Annotated in this window: 7 protein-coding genes; 1 reads left to right on the forward strand and 6 read right to left on the reverse strand. The window is 45.2% G+C overall.

The window, feature by feature from the left end:
- Window positions 1–36: 36 nt before the first annotated feature.
- From CWE22_RS03735 to CWE22_RS03760, 6 genes are all read right to left on the reverse strand, one after another.
- On the reverse strand, window positions 37–201 hold the full coding sequence (locus CWE22_RS03735) for a hypothetical protein (RefSeq protein ID WP_169930029.1): 165 nt from the start codon (window positions 199–201) through the stop codon (window positions 37–39).
- A 28-nt stretch (window positions 202–229) separates the two neighbouring features.
- Window positions 230–2,062 (reverse strand): ABC transporter substrate-binding protein, encoded by a 1,833-nt coding sequence (locus CWE22_RS03740; protein ID WP_169930030.1) that lies wholly within the window; start codon window positions 2,060–2,062, stop codon window positions 230–232.
- A 46-nt stretch (window positions 2,063–2,108) separates the two neighbouring features.
- Window positions 2,109–3,065 carry a prohibitin family protein gene (locus tag CWE22_RS03745; RefSeq protein ID WP_169930031.1) on the reverse strand — a complete coding sequence of 319 codons (957 nt, stop codon included), beginning with the start codon at window positions 3,063–3,065 and terminating at the stop codon, window positions 2,109–2,111.
- Window positions 3,062–4,696: a cyclic peptide export ABC transporter gene (locus CWE22_RS03750; RefSeq protein WP_169930032.1), complete on the reverse strand. Its 1,635-nt coding sequence runs from the start codon at window positions 4,694–4,696 to the stop codon at window positions 3,062–3,064. The genes CWE22_RS03745 and CWE22_RS03750 overlap by 4 nt, the downstream gene beginning before the upstream one ends.
- A gap of 50 nt (window positions 4,697–4,746) precedes the next feature.
- A complete protein-coding gene (locus CWE22_RS03755) occupies window positions 4,747–5,823 on the reverse strand; it encodes a DUF481 domain-containing protein (RefSeq protein WP_169930033.1) in 1,077 nt (358 codons plus the stop codon).
- Window positions 5,824–5,999: 176 nt separating this feature from the next.
- Entirely contained in the window at window positions 6,000–6,557 is a 558-nt protein-coding gene (locus CWE22_RS03760) for a YcjF family protein (RefSeq protein WP_169930034.1), read from the reverse strand.
- A 411-nt stretch (window positions 6,558–6,968) separates the two neighbouring features.
- Between CWE22_RS03760 and CWE22_RS03765 the strand changes: the two genes are divergently transcribed.
- The gene (locus CWE22_RS03765) at window positions 6,969–24,812 is read left to right on the forward strand and encodes a non-ribosomal peptide synthetase (protein WP_169930035.1); all 17,844 of its coding nucleotides are present in this window, start codon (window positions 6,969–6,971) and stop codon (window positions 24,810–24,812) included.

Raw genomic sequence — 24,812 nt, forward strand, 5'->3', positions numbered from 1 at the left:
CGCCTTTTATTGATTCCTGTTGTGCTAACTACCATCTTAATCGGCAGCAGCAACCTTCTTATCTGACGCCAGTAATAATATTACTCCAATAAGCGGAGTAAATAACATGGAAGCAAATAAATATCCCCAGAAGCCCAATTTACGGTTTCTGCCCATATAAGCAACTGTGGCACACAACAACAGATACAATAACACGTACATAGATCACTCCTTTCTGTCAAAAATTCAACTAAAGATCTTCGAGTTTATGGATTTTCATTTCCTCAACCAGAATATCGCCTTTGGTAATGCCATGGCTATGACAACTAAACATTAGTCCTTTATCGGCAAATTCGCTATTTGCCCGGTACAACAAGGTATCTGCTAAAACTTCAGGCTCGAGAGAATACGCAATTTTTAGTGTCTCCTGAATGATGTTCGCTGCAAGATAGCCCTGAATTGCCCAGTTATCCGGCTCGGTACCATATGCTTGTTGATAGCTTTCAGCGAACTCTCGAAATTTTATATATGCCGTTTCAAAATTCGGACAAGCATAACGTGCAGGTAGACAGTTTTCTTCGCCTTCAAAACAGACGTCTTGAGGTTCAGCGCCCTGCTTCATCGCGTCATAGGCACGTCGGTATTGGTTCACATCATGCGTTACTAACGCGTAGATATCACCATAGTCAGCGCAATCAGCCGTTGTTTTACATTGGTCTTCTATATCGATTAAGGGGTGCCCACCAAAAATTGGCAGTTTGATATCTAAATCTCTAGCTTGCGCAATAGCTACTCCGACTTCAGGCATAAAGCCCGCGATAAAAATGACATCGACCTCGCCAGACTTGATCTTGCTGATTCGTTTCTGCATTTGCTCGAACTTAAGCAGCACCTCATCGGCATCTAGGTCGATCACTTTTCTGGTGACATGGAGCTCATTAATCAACCTTGCTGACACTGACGAATTGTCTTCATCTTTGATTGACTTTATCTTTTCAATCCACATTTGCAATTCAGCATTCAGTTGATCGAGTTCTACATATTGCTCTGTTTTCTCGAGCAAAATGAGCTCTTTTTGATTCTTGAGAAACAAGGATTCCAAGTAAGCTGTTGAACTACTTTGCTTGAGATCCGTTTGCAAATACTGTTGCAGTTTTGTTCTCGGCATGGAATCAAAAAATTTGTTCTCCCCATTTTTCAGTTTTTGTTCTGCGGCGAGGAATTCAATAATACTGGCATCGTCTCCGCTTGAGGACAACCTGGCTATCTCAAGCATGCGTTCAGCTTGCTGCAATTTGGCTTGCAGTAAAGCAATCTCATCGGTCAGATTAATTGGACTGATTTTACTTCGTAACGACGATAACAAAGGTCCGAAATTGGTGTGATTTTCCTCAAAAAATGCCTGGGCTGGTACTCTCAGGCCCAACGCTGAGGCATGTTCTATAAAATAGTTTGAAAATTCGGTGCCATATAAATCTCGCTCATAGATTACATAAGCATTGATATAACCTTCATCATGAATATGTTTCGCCAATACTTTCGCATTGGTATCGTCGTTCGCTACATTTCGGAAGATGTAGTTGAAGTCATAATCAGTCAACTTCGCATTCGTAGAACCTGAAGAAAGCATCATCACTCCTTCAAATTCGTATACTGGCGCAGCAGGAAGCGCAGCAACTGAGCGGTAGTAGCCCAACGCAGCCAACATATTTGGATTACGAACTATAGTCTTCGCCTGCTTCACCGCTGCATCTCGACGAATAGGCTCAGCATAGTTTAACAGTCTCAGAACTTTAGTATTGCACGCCTTGTTATCCGCCGGCTCCAGTTTCTCCTGTTCTGTGCTTTGACAAAGACCCAATCTTTCAGCATTGATGGCTTCAACAACTAATCGAACCGCCTTAACATACCCGGCCTTGTCTTCGCCCTCGGGCCAAACCACTGCCACATCAAGCTGTTCACTTTGCGCCAGATGGTTTTGTCGGATCTCAATAGCGGAGATAGGTTGTGACTCCAGATAAAACCTGTAGGCCACAAACACTAAGTAACCAATCAACACGGCATAAAACAGACGCCACTTCATCTAAACGCTCCCACGACAGGATCAAGAATGACACGCAACTGCTTTATCATGGTTGATTCGCCTTTTGGGCAGAATCATTTCCCTGAGAGCTTTCAGACGACTCGTCAGCAGCTTCCTCCGACGATTTCCGGAAACTCTCATTTTCGGCATTGAGAATAATAGGTAATGAGTTTCTGTCTGGTCCTATTAAAATAACTTTAGAGTTATCTGATTTAGCAATATCTTTGGTTGCTTCAATACCCTTCCACAACAAGACGTCACTACTCAAACTTGAATTGACTATCGTGTTGTATCGGCTGATACCCTCAGCTTCTACTCGTTTGCGCTCTGCTTCTTTTTCTTCTCGGTCGATTCTGAAATCGTAGGCAAATACTAATTGTTGTTGTGATAGTTTCTCTTGAATGGCCTGATCAACTTGCTCTGGCAACTGAATATCTGTGATCATCACTTCATCCACAGTAACGAATTTTCTTGCGACTCGACCAATTGCTTCGTTGACAGCTTCCTGGAAGGTCGACTTGGTAGCAAGCGTAGCGTAGATATTGGTAAGATCATCATCAACCGCATAAGAACGCACGGTCGCCTCTATTTCTGGCAATACAACAATTTTAAAATAATCCTGACCAACAAATTTATGTAACACTCCGACCATATCGCGGTCCGGATGAAAACGTATGGCCATTTTAATTGTCAGCTTTAAACCTTCTTTGGTGAGCACATCTAAACTATGCAATTCATTTTGTACCCGTAAATTGTAGATTGCCATGATGTCCCAAGGATAAATTAAATGCAGCCCCTCACCATAGATTTCATCGACCACGGTACCACCGGCAAATCGCTTATAGAGCACTCCGCCTTCACCTGCTTGGATAGTAATAAAAATACGGTTCCACAATAAGACTAATAAAAATAGCAGTATGAAGCAGGTGATAATAATATTCGGTAAATAGTCGTCTATTTTCGCGCTGACACGGTTGAAAAAGCGTTTTATCTTGAGTCTCATTCGTGGTCCTGCCTTGTTATGCTGGCAATTTTTCCATATTCAAGCTTGATTAATGTATCTGCCATATCAAAGTATCTGTCATCATGACTGACCAGAATAATCGTCTTATTTTGTTTTTTCAGTTCAGGCAGTATCACACGGTAATACTCCTCCCTGAATTCAGGATCTTGATCTGCGGCTACTTCATCGAACACCATGATAGGTTTGTCTTCGAGCAGGGATACGATCAAAGCAATCCGTTTACGTTGTCCTGTTGATAAATCTAGGTTGCTAAATCGTCCATCTTTAAAGTAGGTCTTGTCTTCAATTTTCATTCGCGCAATCAAGTCATTGATGCTTTTCTCGTCGTAATTTTTCAGACCATACAACTTTTCAAACAAGTGAAAATCAGTTAACACGATGGAAAACAGGTTCCGGAAATCATCATAGCTATCGTTCTGCAGTACACGATCATCAATATGAATAGAGCCCGAGGACGCGGAATACAAACCGCAAATATTCTTCAGCAATGTAGTTTTCCCACTGCCATTACCGCCGACCAAAAAGATAATTTCACCTCGTTTTAGAGTCAGGTCAACCGGTCCTATACTGAACATCTTATTTTTAGTTTCATCGAGATAGTTATAGGTCAAATCACTTAAGCGGATACTAGAGAAATCATTAAAGTGGCCAGGTCGGTTCAGCTGTTCACACTCCATTGCTTGATTTATTCTGCTCTCCATTTTGTCCAGATTACCCAAAGCGATATCGGCTTTCATCACAAGCGGCATCGCCTCCACTAACAAACCTATAGCACCAGACATAAACAACACCACGGCCGTGATAGACATCAGCACGCTTGGTTCTGCTTCATCCAACTGGGGTAATAAAAATACGACGCAAGCCATTAGGACGTAAAACAAACATTGAATAAAGGTGGTATTGGTCACCACCTTTTTTTCTGAACGCAATTTGAGTGCAACTGACTCATGGAGATTAGCAGTGAACTCGTTTAGATAAATATCGTTACTTCGTTCTCTTGAGATTTTTAACTCTTTAAACCCATCGAGAAAGTGATTCAAAGCATTATAAAATTCGGCATCTTTGGCCTGATATTCATGGTAAAGCTCGACCACCTGACGTTGTGCTTTCTTGTAGGTAAAAATACCTATCGTCAGGACCACCGCACACATCCAAAATGCAATGGTTGACAACCAAGCGATATAACCGAAACAAAAAATGAGCATCACACCAGCAGTGCTGACATGGACTAAAATACGGGAGGATTCATAGATAATTTGAGAGTTATCAAGCAAGTTACTGATCACACTCATTTTACCAATTTTTTCATACTGGCTTAGAGAGCTTTTTCTGAGTTTGTCTATGATCGCAAGATGTCGTTCTGAGATTGCAGACTGCACACTAGCCTGAGTGTTATATTCAGAAAAACGCCTTGCATACATGAATCCTGAAATACACAGGGCAAAAAACAGCAAGTTTACGAAGTTGATCTCATTAAAATCTTTTGCAACATCATTAATCACCAGCATCACCATACCGTTGGTGATGCCCGCGAAAATGACAGCTGCAAGAACTTTATTTCTTTTACTGCCCAGTTTATCCAGGATAAAACTAATCAGATTAAACTTCATGTTTGTATGATATCCCTAGATCTCTTTTATCCATAGTCGATACTTCAATATTAGAAGCGTACTCTGACACTTATACTGTTGCTTCTATCTGTTCCTTCAACACCGACCCAGGGTGTATTGTCCTTCTCGAAACTGTAGTTATAGAGCAACGACATATGAGCGTTGATCTGATACTGAAGACCGAGGGTAAAGCCCAACTTTGATTTATTGCTATTACCGATGATGCAATACTCTGAACCAGACACTGGCGGCTCTACGCACATAGGATTGACTGTGTTACCTGCGGTCATTGAAGGTCCAGGTTCAGGCAGTGACTCCAAGCTATGTAACCAAGTAAAACTCTGGTTTATGCTGATGGTTTTCGTGAGATGCCAAGATAACTGTTCTACAAAGTAAGCCACCGAATAATCCAGTGAACCGATACCAACAGCATCTTGGTTGATAAATTCGTCATGCTGTTCGCCCACCGCGAGCATCGAACTCAAGTTTACTCGATCAGTAGCAATGATGTGCATACCGGCACCTGCATATAAAACTTGCTGGCGATCTAAGGATCGCGTTGTGTCTTGCTCGATGATGTAACCACCTTGGGCAAACCAAGATTCGTTAAAATCGTAACGACCACCGTAGTTAAAGGCGTAATGTTTTTTGTCGAGAGCTTGAATACCAGACTGCTTGACGTCATCTTTTTCATAAATAAGTGTCAAGAAATTAGTCCAGGCATCGACGCGGGAAAAGTAGTCCAGCTCGATATGAAACTCTTCACCTTCAATATTGCCGCTCATTTCTGCTAAATCAGCAGTTACTTGCAATGCATGTTGCCACTGATCATTTAGTCCTTGTTCATAAGCGCTGTCATACCACCATTGACCCGAAGGATGAGTGGGTTTTGGTGCTGCATCGGCTGGGTGTTGAGCTACTCCAGAACTATTCTTATTCGAATCGGCAGCTTGGCAGGAGGTGTTTTGCGGGTCTTTGCGACACAATTCCACAGCCATTAACTGGCGGTATAACTCTGGATTTGTTGATTTCAGATAATCGATATCGATCGTCTGAGCTAGTAAAGATGAGCTAAAAACGGCACTGCTCGTAAGTATTACTGCACATAAAAAATGTAGTTTTGCCATATTGTGTGTCCACAATGCAGATTGATGCGATTAACAATGAACACAACAGAGTAATCAGATGCGGGACGCACTAGCAACTGGTTCTATTGACTCATTCTGTATAAATCAGACAAAGCTTGTGGCCAACATTCACTGGTCCACGAAGCTTTGTTTGATTGCTAAGCGAGATTTAAAAGCTACTTTTCCGCTTTTTTAGCCTCAGCAGTGACTTTCCTTCCGACATCAAACTGCTCTTTAAAATACGCTTTTACTTTTGCAGGGTCTAAATCCAGAAAAGTCCCACCCGACGCAAAATGCTGATTAAAAACTCGGCCGATAGCATACGTTGTAGCACCACCGAGAATCGACATAGTAACAGCGCCAGTAGTTTGACCAATCAACGGAATTGCTTTGATAAAACTAGCCACAGGTTGCGCAATGGCGACAGGTAAGAACCCGCTAACCAAGGAACCAATGATAGCCTTGCCGCGTTCTTCCGAGAATTCCACCTCATAAGTCTTAGACAGCTCGTTCAGCATCTTTAATTGAATCGCTGTTAAACCAATAAAGTCTACCCAAGGAATAGGAATTAAACCTACACCAGCTGCCGCATAACTGTGTTTGCGGATAAGCTCTTCGGCTTGCGCTGATTTATCAACGTTCGAATGATCAGCCTGTGTTTTATTATCAGCCTCAGTTTCGGCTTGACCCGAGGTACTGCTCGCATTTGATGTGGATGTTTTTGCAGTTGCCATCTTGATTTTCCTTGTAGTCGTACGCTAGTACACTTAATCGAAACCACGTTCTATTAACTTTATGCTAAGGGAATCTCTTAGGTGTCTAACAAATAAACTATTTTTTATTTTTTGTAAACTTGCGAGAACGTTTTCAGCGATGCGTCATATTAATTTGTTTCTTTTATGTTTTATTCTTGATCAGTAGTAGCAATCTGTTCATAAAAATTGCGAATAATGAAAAATATTTTTCTATCTCTACTTTGTGCCACAAACAAAAAATGTTAGCTTTTGTGATAGTCAGAATAAACTTAATAATCATCAAAATAAAAGTCAGCATTTAGCTAAACAAATATAATAAAAAAGCTTTTTTATCCCTGACAACAATAGCATGGGTCACTTGTTCAAGTTCGATTAACGGGAAGACATCACATGGCTTTGACCATTAGTAACGAGGAATTGCTTTTTCAGTGGTTTGTTAACCCAGTTGAACAGCGCAATAACGCGTCACTTGTTTTTGAAATTGCCGGTCCACTGAATGTAGAGCAGTTTTTACAAGCCTGCTACCACTATTTACAACAAAATATTAATGACCGTCTTAGTATCGACTACGCTTATCGCACGGAACACTCAGAAATCACAGCAGAAAGCTACGTTCAGTTGCTTGCATTCGACGACCACAATTTATGTATTTACGATTTCATTAAACAATTGGTAAACCGCCCTTACGATCTGTCTTCAGCAGCTCAACCGCATTTGTTCCTGATTCAATATTCAGCTTCCCATTACTATTTTGTCATCAATACCTTTCATCTGGAAATCAATAACGGCCTGGCCGAACAGTTGATACGACAGATATGGAGTTACAGTACAGATGAAGAGTATGTAGTCAGTTCAGAGCAGCCTGCGGAGTCTTTACCTGCAGAGGTCTACACTGATAATCATCAAGTTGAATCCGCTCGCTCTTACTGGCGTGAGCAGCTCAGCGGTATGGATCTGTTTACGCCGCTGCCGGTCAAACATGTCGCCACCGCACGTTACCATTCACATACGTTTTTATGGGATTCTGAGCGTGTCACCCTAGTCAATAAAATAGCCGAACAACTGCAACTGGATAGTTATCAGTTGCTGGCAGCCGCCTACTCCACCAGTTTGGCTCTATTAATTGGACAGTCCAAGCTGGTGTTGTCGGCACGCAAGCTAAACCTTGGTGATGGCCCATCACATTTAAGTGCTTTGCCCTTGTGCTGTGACATGCGCATTGGCTCAATGTCGCAGTTGGTCCAATCGTTAGCCAGTCAATACCGTAACGCCCAACACCACAGCGCTTTAAGCTTTTACGACATTATTCATGATCAACAGCAGTTAACCGGTACCAACCGATGTTTAAATCTTGATTTTGCTGAAGCGCCATTGCTGGAAGTAGAGTTAGGTGCTGACGACCTAGACATCACTCCGTTACCCATGCCTTGGAATACAGCGGATGACTATGATGTCTCATTGCAGTTTGACCGTAACGATAATCAAGAATGGTTGTTCAGATTAACCTTTAACAATCAGCATTTGTCAGATGCAGAGGCACTCTGGCTACAACAAAATATGGCTCGTTATCTGGATGCTTTGCAACTTCAACTGCAAGACAGTGTTCCAACTTCTTCACTCTGTATCCATCAGATGTTTCAGCACACCGCCTCCTTATATCCTGACACAACTGCTTTGGTAGACAGTGACAAACTAATCAGTTATCAACAGCTTGACGAAATTACTGATCAATTAGCGAAGCTGATTCGTCAGCATTATTTCAATACCTACAAAAGCTCTATGCCGCAGGAAACGCCCGTGGCTATTATGCTCGAGCGGAGCTGGTACGGAGTTGTTGCGATGCTTGCCGTACTGAAAAGTGGTGGCTGCTATGTCCCAGTAGATCCCGACTTCCCAGAGCCACGGATTGACTACATACTCAAGGATTGCCAAGCACCCATACTGATCAGTCAATACAGCGTGCAGCACAAGTGCTCAGCCAGTACAGCGAGTTTGTTGTGCATCGAGGACTTGTTGCAGCAAACACCGACCCATCAAGATGAAGTGGACGCCCTGCCACAATCAGCGACAAGTTTGGCTTATATTCTCTATACCTCTGGCACCACAGGAGAGCCGAAAGGGGTAATGATTGAGCATCGTAGTGCGCTGAATACCATTCATGCTCTAAAACACCTCTACGGCGTGCCAGGCTATCGAATTGCTGCTTTTACCAATTTTGTATTTGATGTTTCGGTGTCCGAAATCTTTGCGACTTTGATCTATGGTAACGAGTTGCATTTGCTGCAAAACGACATACGCCAAGACGCCCATAATTTGTCGCTTTATCTGAACCAAAATCGAATCAATCTGGTTTACTTGCCCCCTGCTATATTGGCAATAGTTCCCAGAATCAACTACCCAGCACTACATTCCATTATTTTCGCGGGCGAACCTTGTGATCAAACCGTCGGACGCTATTTCGCTGAACGTTTTGCCTTGTACAACTACTATGGTCCAACTGAAGCCAGCATTTATGTTACTGGCAAACGAGTCGACTCGGTCGATGTCAACGACATTGGCTACGCCTTACCCAATATGCGCTCTTACGTTCTTGATGAAGCGATGCAAGCAGTTCCTGACGAAGAAATCGGAGAATTGTACGTATCTGGCATAGGTCTAGCCCGTGGCTATTTGAACAAAGCAGAGCAAACAGCAGCTCGTTTTATTGCTAATCCTTTTGCTACTGCTGCTGAGCATCAGCAAGGATTTGACCGACTCTACAAGACCGGTGACCTGGTGAAGCATACTGCGCAAGGTAGTCTGAAGTATTTAGGCCGCAACGATTTTCAGGTCAAAATCCATGGCTTTAGGGTGGAGCTTGGTGAGATAGAAGCCGCATTATCCACTATCGAAGAAATTGGTCAGTCTTTAGTGCTGGTTAAAGAACGTAATGAATTAAAGCGTTTAGTCGCTTATTACCAGGCGCTCGCCCCAATTGATGAGAAACGTTTAAGAGTACAACTGGCTGAACGCCTGCCGAGCTACATGCTGCCCCATTATTTTGTTGGTTTGCAGTCTTTCCCGTTAACCACCAACGGCAAAATAGACAGACAACGATTGCCCGAGCCTGAATGGCTGCAGCAGGTCGGAGCTGTGCCAAAAAATCAGCGTGAACAGCTGATTTTGACCTTGTGGCAGCAAGTTCTGGGATCAGATCAGTTTGGTGTCACCGATGATTTTTTCCAAATTGGCGGTGACTCGCTTGCGGCTATGCGGGTGGCTTTGTTATTGCAACAACAGCAACTGGATTGCAGCACTAAGCTACTGTATCAGCACAACACGGTGCGTAAACTGGCGACTCAACTGGTTCCTTTGCAACAACCTAGCCAACAAATTATTGCGTCAGACAGCACAGAGCTGAATGAAATGCAGCGACTGGTCCTAAATCATCAGCTCATCACCAGCCCTGTACTTTACAACGAAAACATTACCATCGATTTTCATGGTATGCGCCTAACTGAGCAGCAACTAAGTCATGCTTTGATGCGGTTTATCAATCATCATGCTTCGATGCGAATGAAAGTTCTCGAGGACTATCAGAGTTTTGCTGTGACTGAATCACTGGAACACGGGCCAGAGATCCACACCGAGTATTTTACAGCCGCCGAATTTGACCAGAAATACAAAGCCAGCTTAAAGCACTGGGTCAATTTGCCATTTGCGTTACTAAGAGGACCGCTGTACAGGTTTGTGCTGTTTTATCGCGATAATCAACCGGTGAAGCTGGCCTTTATTCACCATCATCTTATCAGTGATGGTGACGCTATGTATAACCTCTTTGTGCCGCAATTATATGCGCTGCTCAAAGATGGCAATTCCGCGTTAGCGCCATACCCGACAACGATTTCACGCCCTTTGCCACGATCAGATCTGTCTGCACTGATTCAAAGCATGCACAGAGTCGATTTATTCAACAGTCGCCCCTCTGTGGATTGTCAGGGCAATTATCTCTGCACCAATTTTAGTGAAACTCAAACCAAGCAATTGGAAACGCTTGCCCGTCAGCATAATGTCAGTCTATATGCTGTGTTGCAGAGCTTGATCGCGGTTCTAGTCTGGAAATTCTCAGGGCAGCGGCAGATGAGTATCGGTGGCGTAAAATCGTTGCGTGGACCCGATGCAGAAGCTGTGTACGGCAATTTTCTCGCTAATGACATCAGTAATTGTCACATTGACGCAACAGAGCCTTTTATTGATTTAGTAAAGCAGCGTTTTGCTGATATACAACAAGATCTGGACCAAATTATTCCTTATCAGCAATTGCTTGAGGCGTTGCGGCATGAGAATACGTTAGACGAAAAGCTGCCAGGCATCTATATGACTTTGGAGCCTAAATCCAAAGTGCAGCTACTCTGGCAGGTCACGCAAAATGACACTTTGCCACATAGCGTTAAATATCCACTCTATTTCGAATTTGATCACCAACAGCAACTGCTACTGCGGCTGGAATATCGCAGCGCTATGTACACCAAAACACAAGCGCAGCAACTGATCACAGCTTTGCAGCTACTGACAGAGCAATGTCTGCAGCATCCTGAAACCAAAATCCACCAATTGCAGGTGATGCCAACCCAGCAGATCCAGCAGCTGTTGCATCCATTTCAGATTGTGCAGGACATGGAGCACCATCAACAGAACCAAACTCTGGTGCAGATGTTTGAGCGTTCTGTGCAACAGTTTCCCGACAATGTAGCACTTAACTTTGGTGCAGAAGCCTGGACTTATCGGCAACTGGATAATAAGGCCAATCAATTGGCTCATTTGATCCGCCAACGGACTAACGTCGAGGCGGATACGCTGATTGCTTTGTTGCTGCCACGATCTCTGGATACTGTACTGGCAATACTGGCGGTATTAAAAGCAGGAGCAGCTTATGTACCAATAGACAGTAGCTACCCCGAGGACAGAGTCAGTTTTATTCTGCAAGACACCCAAGCAGCACTGCTATTGACCCATCGAAACTACTCCGACTTAAGCGGTGAATTTTCTGGCGATACTCTATTTTTGGATGAAAATATTGGGCAAGAACACAGCACAACCGCACCTGATGTCAGTATAGATCCGCATCAACTGGCTTATGTTATTTACACTTCGGGTAGCACCGGTAAACCTAAAGGGGTGTTGTTAGAGCACCATAATGTCTGCCGTCTACTAAGCTCAACGCAGGCCGACTATCAGTTCAACCAACAGGACGTCTGGTGTCTATTCCACTCCTACGTCTTTGACTTCAGTGTATGGGAGATCTGGGGGGCATTTGCTTACGGTGGCCGCCTGTTTGTGCCGACCAAAGAACAAGCACAAGATACGGAAACTTTTGTCGCTTTATGCCAGCAACAACAACTGACGGTGCTGAACCAAACACCTTCTGCTTTTTATAATTTTAGTGACCGAGCTCTACTGTTACCCCGCATTAAGTCATTACGTTATGTGATTTTTGGTGGCGAAGCGCTAAATCTCAACCAACTGAGTTCCTGGTTTGATTATTACGGCGATAAACAGCCGCTCTTGGTCAATATGTATGGCATTACAGAAACTACAGTGCACGTAACCTACAAAGCCTTACAGCAGAACGACATCAGTGACCAATCGACAATTGGCAAACCACTGAGCGACTTGCAAGTTTATCTATTGGATGACTATTTAGAGCCAGTTCCAATGGGAGTAACGGCTGAACTATATGTCAGCGGTCCGGGCTTAGCACGTGGTTATCTGAACCGACCGGAACTGAACAACGAACGCTTTATTCGCAATCCATATGATCGACCTGGTCATGAAGTTCTATATAAAAGCGGTGATTTAGTGTGCCTGACTGAACAAGGCGAGCTGGAGTATATAGGCCGTATTGACAATCAGGTAAAAATTCGGGGTTATCGCATTGAACTAGGTGAAATTGAGTCGGCTTTATCTGCTTATCCGACGGTGCGCCAATCTTTAGTCATTACCAAAGACACGCAGAATAGTAAGGTTTTAGTGGCTTATTATTTGGCCGATTCAGCACTAGATCATCATAAGCTGTCTGCAGCCCTAGCCGCTAAGTTACCGCCTCATATGGTGCCAGTGCATTACATTCATGTCACCGAGTTTAAGTTAACCGTAAATGGCAAGCTGGACAAAAAAGCTCTACCGCAACCTGATTTCAGCTCACAACATTACATTGCTCCGCAAAATGAACAAGAACAGCAAGCCTGCCTGATTTGGCAAGAAGTGTTAGGTGTTGAAAAAGTGGGCATGCAAGATGATTTTTTCCAGATTGGCGGCGATTCCATCAACAGTATTCGGGTGGTAGCCCGACTTAAAGAGCTTCGGCTAGATATTTCAGTTCGGGATATTTTTGAACACAGAACCTTAGCGGCTTTGTTCAGAAATGCGGGCAAATACAGTGCAGAACAAACCACTTATGAAGCATTTGAGCTGGTAGAACCTGTGCTACTCAACCAACTGAGTATCGATCTTTCCTCGCTTGAGGATGCCTACCCCGCGACTTGGTTACAACAAGGCATGTTCGTTGAGTCTGATAAGAATCAGCAGGTCTATCATAATATTGAAGTTAACCACATCCCTGCCGCTTTTGAGATGGAAACGTTTGTGCAAATTTGGCAACAGCTCATTCAAAAACATGAGTTGTTACGGGCCAGCTACCTTAAACAGGATGGTCCTGGCTATTTGACTCTGATCCACAAGCTAGTGTCATGTGAAGACAAGATCGTTTTTTATGACAAATATACAGAGGCTTACCAGCAAGAGCTCGCGACGCCGTTGCCGATCAATAACGCGGGGTTATTCCGTTTGGCGATAGTTCGTGAGTCGGATGCCTTTCAGTTACTGTTTACCTCCCATCACTCTATCGAAGATGGTTGGAGTGTAGCTTCATTGCTCAGCGAGTTTATTCAAGCTTACGTCAATCATCAAGCCATACAAAAGGACCATGAGTTACTGTTTGCTCACTATGTAAAGCAAGAGGTGGAAGCACTTAAAGATCAGACGCATAGCCGCTTCTGGCAGGATTACCTAGCGGATTATAGCATGCCGACAGTGCAGTTCACTGAGCGGCAACAACAGGCCAATAGCCCCATGCTACTGGAGTCGACACTCACTTTAGAGCCGGAACTGAGTCAGGCATTGTCACAACTCGCTTTCCAGCAGTCTGTTTCGGTCGATACCGTCTATTTATCCGCATACCTCTACCTACTTAGTGTATTTTTCAATCAGGAAGATATTACTGTCGGACTGGTCGTCAATAACCGGCTAGAGCTGGACGGTGGCGACCAGCAATTCGGTCTGCATCTGAATACTATACCGCTTCGAATGCAACTCACAGACAGCACTAATTTACTGAAGCAAACCCATCGGCAGCGTCTTAAACTGTTGCGCCACAAAATATACCCGTACGGCAAAATCAAAGCCGATTTAGCGCTGCAGCAAGATATTTATCAGGCCGCTTTTAATTACATTCATTTTTATCAAAAACATGCCACCTTAGAAAAATCCGGCTCTGAAATGTTGGATGTGTTGGCTATTACTAATATTCCGTTGGCTCTCGTGGTGAGTCGGCAGAGCGACAGTTTTGATATTGCTTTTCAAGGCCACAGCTCCTTTATCGACCAATCCTATTTGGAATTAATGAAAGCACATTACGTCGATTATCTGGAGCAACTGGCGAAGCAACATCACATCAATCAGCGCTTGACTGTGGCACATCAACAGCAAGTACTGCTGGAACACAATCAAACTGAACGTACTTTGGCGCATCAGGATTTAATGCAGTGGTGGTATCAGTCAACTACACAACACGCCTCGCGCACTGCGGTGTCGGATCCAAACCGTAATCTCACTTATGAGCAATTAAACGCTGAATCCAATCAACTGGCGCACGAATTGCAAAAACGGCTGCCGGAATTTACGGTTGGCCAACCTACTCCACTCATTGCGATCATGATGGATCGCTCTGCGGATATGCTGGTCGCTATATTAGCGGTACTGAAAGCAGGTGCAGCTTATGTCCCCGTCGACCCTGCGTATCCGCCGCAACGTATTCGCTATATGTTGCAAGATTCCAAAGCGGTATTCGTTTTAACTCAACGCCAGTTACTCAGTTCGGCCACCACCCTGTCAGAGCTCGATTTAGCAGTGTATTACATGGATGAGCAACAGCATCTGACGGCACCCAAAAGCAATCCAAAAGTACCCGAAAACCAACATCGATTGGCAAATGTGATCTATACGTCAGGCACGACAGGCCGACCTAAAGGGGTGATGATTCCGCAAGCTGCTATCGTTAATCTGGCCAGTGCGCAACACCAGCTGTTGGATCTGGTGAAAGAAGATAAAGTGCTGCAATTTGCGTCCTTTAGTTTTGATGCTGCCACTTGGGAAATATTTGCCACCTTGCTGCAAGGCAGTACGCTAGTCATTTGTCCGAATGCTTACAAAGAAAATGTTGGCGCTTTACTCAGTCTGCTGGAACAAGAGCAGATCAGTGTCGCCACCTTGCCTCCGGCATTATTGAACGTCATGGACGCAGCCCTACTACCCAAACTGCGACTGCTAGTCGTTGCGGGTGAAGCCACTCCTTTAGCAACCATGCAGCGCTGGTCCAAAGGCCGCCGTTTAATCAATGCTTATGGCCCGACTGAAACGACCGTCTGCACCAGCTTACATGTCTATCAGGATGGTGATTTAGCAACCACCATTGGCAAGCCGCTTGCTAACCTGAAATGTTATGTCCTCGACGCTCACTTACAACCTGTGCCGTGCGGTGTCCCAGGAGAACTGTACGTCTCTGGTGCCGGGGTTGCGGCTGGTTATCTACATCAGACAGAACTCAGTAGCCAGCGTTTTATTGCCAATCCATATGGCAAAAATCTGGGCTCGGCGCACCAACGGTTGTATCGCACTGGGGACAGTGTCCGCAGACTACTCAACGGTGATCTAGATTATCTCGGCCGAGTTGATCATCAAGTGAAAATAAGGGGCAACAGAGTAGAACTCGCTGAGATTGAAGCCGTATTGACAGAGTTTCCTGCTATCAAACAAGCCACTGCTATCATCCGTGAACGCGAAGGACAAAGCTACATAGCCGCCTATTTTACTTCTCAATCGTTAGGTCAGTCTGATGATGTATCTCTGGTAGCAGACTGGAATAAAATCTACGAGAGCGAATACGGCAAAAAATCGGCTGACGACTTTAATCCAGCTGATTTCGACGGTTGGAATAGTTCCTATGATGGCAAGCCTATTGCACACGAAAGCATGCTGGAATGGCGTGACGAGACCTTAGAACGTATTTTACAACTCAAACCCAAACGTATACTGGAAATAGGCAGCGGCGCTGGTTTATTGTTTTATCCGCTGTTGCCGCACTGCGACCATTACTTTGCCACAGACTTTTCAGCTGAGGCCTTAGCCAAATTGAAGTTTGGTGCAACTGTTCTCGATGTTGAGCATAAAACTCAGTTCGCCTTGTGTGACGCAGCTTCCATAGCAGAGACTGTTGGCGACTATCAGCCGGATTTGATCATTATCAACTCGGTAATCCAGTACTTCCCTTCCTGTGAGTATCTGTTGGAGGTCTGTCAACAAGCCATGACCCTACTAAACGGGCAGGGTCAGCTATTTATTGGTGATATTAGAGATGCTCGCTTGCTGGATATTATGCATTACGATATCCAAAAGTATTTGCAGCCTGATGCCTCTTTTACAAGCTTAGTGGAAGCTACAAAACAAGCCAGAGTGCAGGACAAAGAACTGTTGGTATGCCCAGACTTTTTCCTGAGATTTGCTCAAGAATTTAAAGATAGGAATGGCGAGGGTAAGAATCACATACCTATCGATCTGCTGCTCAAGGCAGGCCGCTACAGCAATGAAATGTTGAATTACCGCTATGACGTGATTGTGGATTGTAGTACTGGTGCTGCCCCACAAGCATTAGCTCAAGTGGAAACCGAGTTCCACTTCTCTGCTGACTTTGCTGTTGAGCAGTGCTGCCAGCAAAACTTAACCAGCTTTGTGATCCGCAACTATCCCAATAGTCGAGTTTATCAAAACTACATTGAGTTTCATAATTTACCCAGCAGATTGGCTGCAAACCAACTACTGAGTTACCAGCAATTGGCTGATATTGCCAACACCTATGGCTATCAATTTAAAGCCAGTGTGCAACCTGACGACCCGGCCTTGTTAACGCTGATTTTCCAGCGTATTGATCAACCCAGTTCCTCATTGCACGCTCAGCTCGTCAGCTCACAATTGGTCAGCGCCCGGCCAAGACCACTGGCTTATGCCGTGCGCGAACCATTAATACCGCTAAACACCAAGGAGCTGCGCTCTTATCTCGAACAAAGATTACCTGCTTTTATGCTGCCTAATATGCTAGTGCAGTTAGAGGCAATGCCACTCACCCCGAATGGCAAACTGGATCGCAACGCCCTACCAGAGCCTGAACAGGACCAGCGCAATTATGTCGCACCAAGAAATGAACTAGAACAAGCTTTGTGCCTGATTTGGCAAGATATCCTCGGCATTACCCGAGTGGGCGTGCACGACGACTTCTTCCAGCTAGGCGGTAACTCGATATTAGCCATTTCATTGAGCCACAGAATATCAATCGTGCTACAACGTGAAGTGAGTTTGGCCAGCTTATTCAGACATAAAACCATAGCTCAGCTCACAGAGCATGGCTTAAGTAAAGAAGCCGTGCTCATCGAGCCAGCTACTGAGGCAGAGAAACCGCTGTCTTATGCACAAAATCGGCTGTGGTTTTTGCAGCAGTATGAACAAGACTCTAGCGCTTATCATATTCCCCTGCTGCTCAAACTAAACGCCAGTGACACAACGTGGTTGCCGCCTGCATTGCACGCTATATTGGAACGCCATCAGGTGTTACGTAGTGTTTATCAGCAGTTGGATGACACCACAGAGTTACAACTAAAGAACGCAAGTGATCTTAGCATCGAGCAGCATGATTGTGCCTCGTTAGAATTTGATCCGCTCCTGCAGGAACAAATCAATAGGCCTTTTGATTTGAACCAACAGTTGCCCATCCGCGCCAGCCTGATTGATACAGAACAGGACCATTACTTGCTACTGGTTATCCACCATATTGCTTTTGATGGCTGGAGTGTGGATTTGCTACTCAATGAATTGACGATGTACCAGCAACATTATGTGTCAGAGCAGCCACTGCAATTACCTGAACTGCCGGTGCAATACAGCGACTTTGCCATCTGGCAACGCCAATTCTTAGCGGAAGATGAGTTAGAACGTCAATTAGACTATTGGCAACAACAACTGCAAGGGTTTGAGCCACTGCAATTGCCTGAGTCCAACCCACGGCCAAAAGCGTTTGATTACAAAGGTGAGAACTTACAGCTAACGCTTACCAATGATTTGAGCTTGCAGTTGAAAAAACTGGCAAGACAACAACAAATTACGTTAAACAGTCTGCTATTAGCTGCCTTTAATCTACTGCTATCTAAATACTGCAATCAGAACGACATCGTCGTCGGTTGTCCTGTTGCCAATCGTCATTATCAAGGTACTGAAGCCTTGATGGGCTTTTTCGTGAACGCCTTAGCGGTGCGCAATCAGATCAATCCAGAACAGCATTTCAATGCTTTTGCTATGGCTGTGCATCAAGGAATAGTCGCGGCTCAGGGCCATCAAGATGTGCCTTTTGAGCTGATAGTCGACAGAATGCAGGTTGAAAGAGATAGTAGTCGACATCCGATATTTCAGGTCATGTTTTCAGTCCAGAGTTTTGGCCAAACCCAGCAGCAGTGGTGTGAGCTGCAAAGCGTGGATCAGCTTTATCCGGTGGCTAAACATGATTTAACCTGTTTTGTCACGGAACACCAGCATCATCTTACACTGGATCTAAACTACGCCAGCTCCCTATTTAGCCCTGATTTTATCGCTCAAATGGCGGAATCCTTCCAGAGCATTCTGCTGCAATTGCTTCAGCAACCTGAGGCCAAACTCAGCAGTTTTGAAGTGATCAGCGAGACACAACGGCACTGGCTATTGTATGAAAACAATCAACACCAGCAGCAGCTCGAATTCGGTCATTTAGCGGAATACTGGCGCCATTCTGTGGCGAATAAAGGCACAGAGTCAGCATTACGTTGTAATGGTATAACACTAAGTTATCAGCAACTTGATCAATTATCCGATCAGTTAGCTGGCTTTATCCATGACCAGCAGTATTTGTCCGAGCAGCCAGTGATTGCAATCGTACTGGACCGTTCCATTGAGCTTTTTGTCTCACTATTAGCCAGTATCAAGTTGGGTGCGGCCTATCTCCCCATTGACAGCGCGACTCCAGCAGATCGCATAGCTTTCATGGTAGAGGACAGTCAAGCCGACTTGGTGATTAGTAGCCAAACCTTGTGTAATCTAATCCCGCGCCAACTGCAGGTGTTAGATCTGAGCCTGTTGGAGCTGTCAGCCCTTCCTGTTGAGGCCCCGACCGTTAAGCCATCGCCACAAGACCCAGCTTATATTATCTACACGTCAGGAACGACTGGCTTGCCTAAAGGTGTTTTAATTACGCACCGTTCCGTCGTCAATTACATTGCGAATGTAGGCAACGGCAATATGCCTCAAGGTTCCGTGGTGGATTTCTCGTCGAGCATAGCCTTTGACCTGAGCGTGACGACCACTTTAGTGCCTTTAATGCTGGGCTGCGAAATCGTTATTTTTACCGAAACGCTCAAAGATCTCGATGCTTATCGCCAGCATCTACTTACTGAGCGGGTCACTTTTGCCAAACTGGTTCCTAGTCTCGCAGAACAAGTATTTTTGGACGACAACCGCATCCACTTAACTACATTGATGGTTGGCGGCGAAAAGCTCAAACTTCAGCAAAAATCACTGCTGTTACAGAACTGTGACCGACTTTTGGATGAATATGGTCCGACTGAAACCACCGTGGGCGCTTGTCTAGCCGATGTAGCAGAGGATCAGGGTATCGGTCGTGCTTACGCCAATTACAAACTTTATGTACTGGATGCAGCACAAAAACCGGTACCGGTAGGCGTATGGGGAGAGCTTTATATTGCAGGGTTTGGCGTGGCTTCAGGCTATTTGAACCGACCTGAATTAACAGCCGAACGTTTTGTTACCAACCCCTTTGACTCGAATTCAGACTATCAACGCCTCTATCGTACCGGCGACACAGTGCGCTGGTTACCCAGTGGTGAGCTGGAATACTTAGCCCGCAATGACAATCAGGTGAAACTCCGAGGTTACCGCATTGAATGTGGTGAAGTCGAAGCTGCAGTAGAGCAGCTGGAACAGGTCCAGCAGTCTGTTGTTGTGCTGAAACAGGTGGGGCAACAACCCGCGCTAGTCGCTTATTATGTTGCTGCTGAAAAACTCGATGAAGATCTGCTTCGAGATACAGTCGCTGGGTTCCTACCCGACTATATGCAACCGGCTTATTATCAGTGGATGTCCGCATTACCCTTAACGAATAACGGCAAACTGGACCATAAACAATTACCCGACCCTGAAATCCAGCAACAGCAATTCGAGCAGGCAGAAGACCCACTTGAACAACAATTACTGAGCATCTGGCAACCTCTACTGGCCGTCGAGAAACTCGGTGTCCACGACGACTTCTTCCGCAGTGGTGGCGACTCTATCTTATCGATTCAGTTGGTATCACGTTTGCGCAAAGCGGGTCTCAGTTTGTCGGTAAAAGATCTATTTGAACACCGAACTGTACGAACTTTAGCCAGACATTTGCAGTCAGTCACGACCGCTCGACCCGGGGTTGAGCCAGGTTTGGCACAAGGTCAGTTTGGATTGCTACCGATACAACAGAATTTTTTCCGGCAACTTGAGCAAGGACAAATTTCGCAACCAAATCACTGGAATCAGAGCTTTTTTATTGCTGTGCCGAAGCTTGAAATCAAACCACTGCAGCAGGCCTGGGCGGCATTAATTCAGCGCCATGATATTCTGCGCTGTGTCTTTGTCTTTGACCAAGGTCAGTGGCAACATGAATATAGGGCTCAACCCGTTCCGGAAGTGCAACTGATCGATGCACGAACTTTCGATGAAAACGAACTCGCGCAGCAATTAACGAACCTACAACAAAGTCTAAATATTGAAACGGGTCCTTTGTACGGGCTGGCTTATCTGATCGATTCTGAGCAACAAGGCAGGATTTTTATCTATTGCCATCATTTGCTAATCGACGTCGTCTCTTGGCGTATCCTGCTGGAAGATTTGCATGCACTTTATCAAGGCAAGGCTGCAGCACAGAGCACCAGCAGCTACCAGCAATGGGTCAGTTATGTAGACAGCTACCCTGCTCTGTTTGCTGGGGAGCGCAGCTACTGGCAAAACACTGCACAACAACAAATCGATTACTCGACGTTAGCAGTGATGCAGCCTGACACTGGAAAGCACTGCCAACGTATTGAGTTTTCAGCAGAGCTAACACACCAATTACTGAAACAAGCCAACAAGGCCTATGACACTGAGATTAATGACTTACTACTGACCGCTCTTGCCCGAGCTTTGCAGCAACTTTTTGAATTACCGTCTGTCACTGTCAGTTTGGAAGGTCATGGCCGCCAGCCACAAGACAACCAGTTGGATTTAAGCCATAGCATTGGCTGGTTTACCAGCCAATATCCTGTCAATTTACAAGCAGCAGACGAGCCAGGTCTGGCTATTCGCCAGATCAAACAACAACTGCGACAGGTTCCAAATAAAGGCTTGGGTTTTGGCGCATTTGCCGAACAGCTACAGCTCCATTTACCTGCGATCCAATTTAACTACCTCGGTGTCTTGAATGCAGATGACTCAGACGAATGGGTCATTCAATTAGATGAGCTGTCTTGTGGTATTGCGCCCAGCAATCAGCAATCTTGGTTGTTGGATATCAACGGTGCTGTCGAACACGGCCGGTTATTCTTTGATGTTAGTAGTAACCTATGCACTGCACAGAGCAACCAGTTTGCCTCTCTATTTGAACAGCAAATAACGGCTTTAACTGGACATTGTGTGGCGTTACCGGACGCTGGCTCCAGAGAAAAAACGCCAGCAGATTTTGGTGTGCCGCTGACGCTCGAATACTATGACCAACTGATGCAGCAACATCAACTGGATGCCATTTATTCTGCAACGTCCCTACAAAAAGGCTTCTTGTCACATGCGTTAATGCATCCAGACGATGATGCCTACCGAGTGCAGTTTGTTATTGATTATTACCAACAGCTTGATGTGTCTTTATACCGTCAGGCTTGGCAACTGGCCGTACAAAGTTTCCCAGCGCTCAGAACCAGTTTTGACTGGACGGAGCACCCGGTACAATTGGTTCACAGCTCGGCCCAGCTTGAACTGGTGGAACTGGACTATAGCCAGTCGGATAATGCAGAGCAGCAGGTACAAGAACTGCAACAACAGGATCGTAAACGCGCCTTCGACTTGAGACAGCCCTGCTTATTGCGACTTTATCTGATTAAACTCTCTGAAGATCATTACTGTCTGTTGCGCAGTGAACACCATTCCATTTCGGATGGCTGGAGTGGTCCACAACTGATGAAAACCGTACATGGTTTTTATCAGGCACTATTGAGCGGTAATAAACCCTCTGTGATTAATCAGCAAAGCTACTTGCAGGCACAAAGTTATTATCATTATCACCAGCAAAGTTGTCAGGCTTACTGGCAACAACAACTGGCCGAAATGACAACAGTGAACGATTTATCACCACTTTTTGACCTACCCTTCACAAGAAAAGAGGCAGAACAGCACTTGGTCACCCAAGCAGGCCAGGTTTTTTGTCAAACCTCTGTATCAGCTTTTGCAGGGCTAACTCAGCAACACGGGATCACCTTAAGTACTCTGTTGCAATTTGTCTGGCATAAGTTAATAACGAGTTATACCTTTGCTCCACAAACCTTAGCTGGTACTACGATCTCCGGACGTGCTCTACCTATCGAAGGGATAGAGGAAAGCGTCGGACTCTATATCAACACCTTACCACTGCTAGTGAACTGGGATAATTCCAATACAGTTCTGCAGCAGTTGCAGCAGATCAGCAAGGCTATTAATTCCATGAACCATTTTTCTTTTGCTGATTTGGCTGACCTACAGCGTGGTCGTGGTTCGTTGTTCCAGTCTATTGTGGTGTTCGAAAACTACCCATCGGCAGAAGAACAACAAGACATACAGTATCAGTATCGTGAAGCGTTCGAGAAGGTTAATTATCCGCTGGTACTGGTGGCGTATCAGCAAGGCGATAGTCTGCATTATGGTCTGAAATACGATGCAACCCACTTATCGGACCGGGGCGCCAGCCAGCTTTTGTCGCAATTGAATTCATTGCTTACAGAACTACCTGAAGCTTTGCTGAGACCCCATTCAGAGCTGTGCATCAAGCAAGCAAGCACGGAGTCATGGTGTCTAGAAGGACCCAGTCGAACTCTACCAGCAACTGATGTCATCCAGTGGTTTGAAAAAACGGTCGACCTCTATCCAGAGCACAAGGCAATCTACTTTGAGGGCGACTATCTAAGCTACCGTCAATTACAGCAACTGAGTGATCAATTGGCGGGTAAACTCATTACTCAATTACGGCCCGATCCTGATGCCGTGATTGCACTTTGCCTACACAAATCTGCTGCTATGATTGTTGCGATGTTAGCGGTGATGAAAGCAGGTGCTGCTTACCTGCCAATTGCCCCAGATGCTCCTGAGGAGCGCACTGCTTTCATGCTCAGCGATAGCAAGGCGTTATTGGTGCTTACCGATGCAGATACCCAGCAATCTATCAGTACACTCAGTCCGTGCCCAACTATCGTGCTGAATCTGCAAAAAATGCAGTCTGAAGCCGAAGCAACCACAGCAAACAAACCGAGTTGGACCTTAGCCAGTAACCAATTGGCTTACTTGATTTACACCTCCGGCACCACAGGACAACCGAAAGCAGTGATGACAGAGCATCAAGGGCTGATAAATATTACTCAGTCTCAGCAATTGTTACTCGCGCACCAGCCAGGCGATAAAGTGTTGCAGTTTTCTAACTATGTATTTGATGCCTCGGTCTTTGAAATCTTCCCTGTCTTAACCAGCGGTGCTTGCCTATACGTACTCCCGCAACCGCTGCAAAATGATGTAACTGGACTCGTAGATTATCTCTGTACGCATCAAATCATCACAGCGTTTATCAGTACCGCAGTCATTAAGCATCTCCACGGACTGGAGCGAACCAAATTGCAGCAGCTCTATACTGGCGGCGAATCTTTGGATGGCTTGCAGCAATTGCCACCCTGTACTTTATGGAATCAATATGGTCCCACCGAAACCAGTGTTTGTGCCACACAAAGCCAAGTGCTGGACGTCGACAACATTGCCATAGGCAGGCCAGTGCAAAATATGCGCGCTTATTTACTGGATCAATGGGGTTTACCTGCGGTACCCGGAGCGATTGCTGAACTTTGTCTGAGTGGTATCGGCTTAGCACGAGGTTATCTGGGTAAAATTGAACTGACTGCAGAAAAATTCACAAGCAACCCCTACAGTGCTGAGCCCGGTTTTGAACGTTTGTATCACTCGGGCGATTTAGTTCGTCTTGGTACTGACGGTCAGATGTATTATGTGGGTCGCCGTGATCAGCAAGTGAAAATTAGAGGCTATCGGGTTGAATTGGCAGAAATTGAACACGCCATACTGCAACATCCAGCCGTTGAACAGGTGCTGGTGATGCAGCGTCAACAGGACGAGCAACTGCTCCTGGTGGCATATTATCTGTCGCGCCAGCAGGCAGACAGCAAAACACTGCAATCTCACCTCAAGCCTTTGCTACCAGACTACATGCAACCTCAAGCATGGGTGCTATTAGAGAAAATGCCGTTGGCTGCTAGTGGCAAAATTGATCGAAGCGCTCTACCCGATGCCGAATTTGTCACAGGGTCAGTCAAAGCCAGTACCGAAACTGAGCGCAAATTAGCGCAACTTTGGCAACAAAGCCTAGGGGTTCGTGAGCCGGGAATAGAGGATGATTTTTATCAACTCGGTGGAGATTCTATTCTGGCGATTAGTCTGAGTCAGCAAATTGCCTCTGCTTTTAATTGTCAACTCTCCGTCAGCGATTTTATCCGAGCTAAAACTATAGCCGCTATAGCTCAGATCATTGATCAACAGATACTGCAGCAAACCAGCTTTGATAGCGGAGAAATTTAA

It is taken from the genome of Pseudidiomarina aestuarii (assembly GCF_003987355.1).
Classification (GTDB): Bacteria; Pseudomonadota; Gammaproteobacteria; order Enterobacterales; family Alteromonadaceae; genus Pseudidiomarina; species Pseudidiomarina aestuarii.

Coding starts and splice junctions, on each gene's coding strand:
- CWE22_RS03745 (WP_169930031.1), bottom strand. CDS start 3,065: ATGAGACTCAAGATAAAACGCTTTTTCAACCGTGTCAGCGCGAAAATA.
- CWE22_RS03760 (WP_169930034.1), bottom strand. CDS start 6,557: ATGGCAACTGCAAAAACATCCACATCAAATGCGAGCAGTACCTCGGGT.
- CWE22_RS03755 (WP_169930033.1), bottom strand. CDS start 5,823: ATGGCAAAACTACATTTTTTATGTGCAGTAATACTTACGAGCAGTGCC.
- CWE22_RS03740 (WP_169930030.1), bottom strand. CDS start 2,062: ATGAAGTGGCGTCTGTTTTATGCCGTGTTGATTGGTTACTTAGTGTTT.
- CWE22_RS03765 (WP_169930035.1), top strand. CDS start 6,969: ATGGCTTTGACCATTAGTAACGAGGAATTGCTTTTTCAGTGGTTTGTT.
- CWE22_RS03735 (WP_169930029.1), bottom strand. CDS start 201: ATGTACGTGTTATTGTATCTGTTGTTGTGTGCCACAGTTGCTTATATG.
- CWE22_RS03750 (WP_169930032.1), bottom strand. CDS start 4,696: ATGAAGTTTAATCTGATTAGTTTTATCCTGGATAAACTGGGCAGTAAA.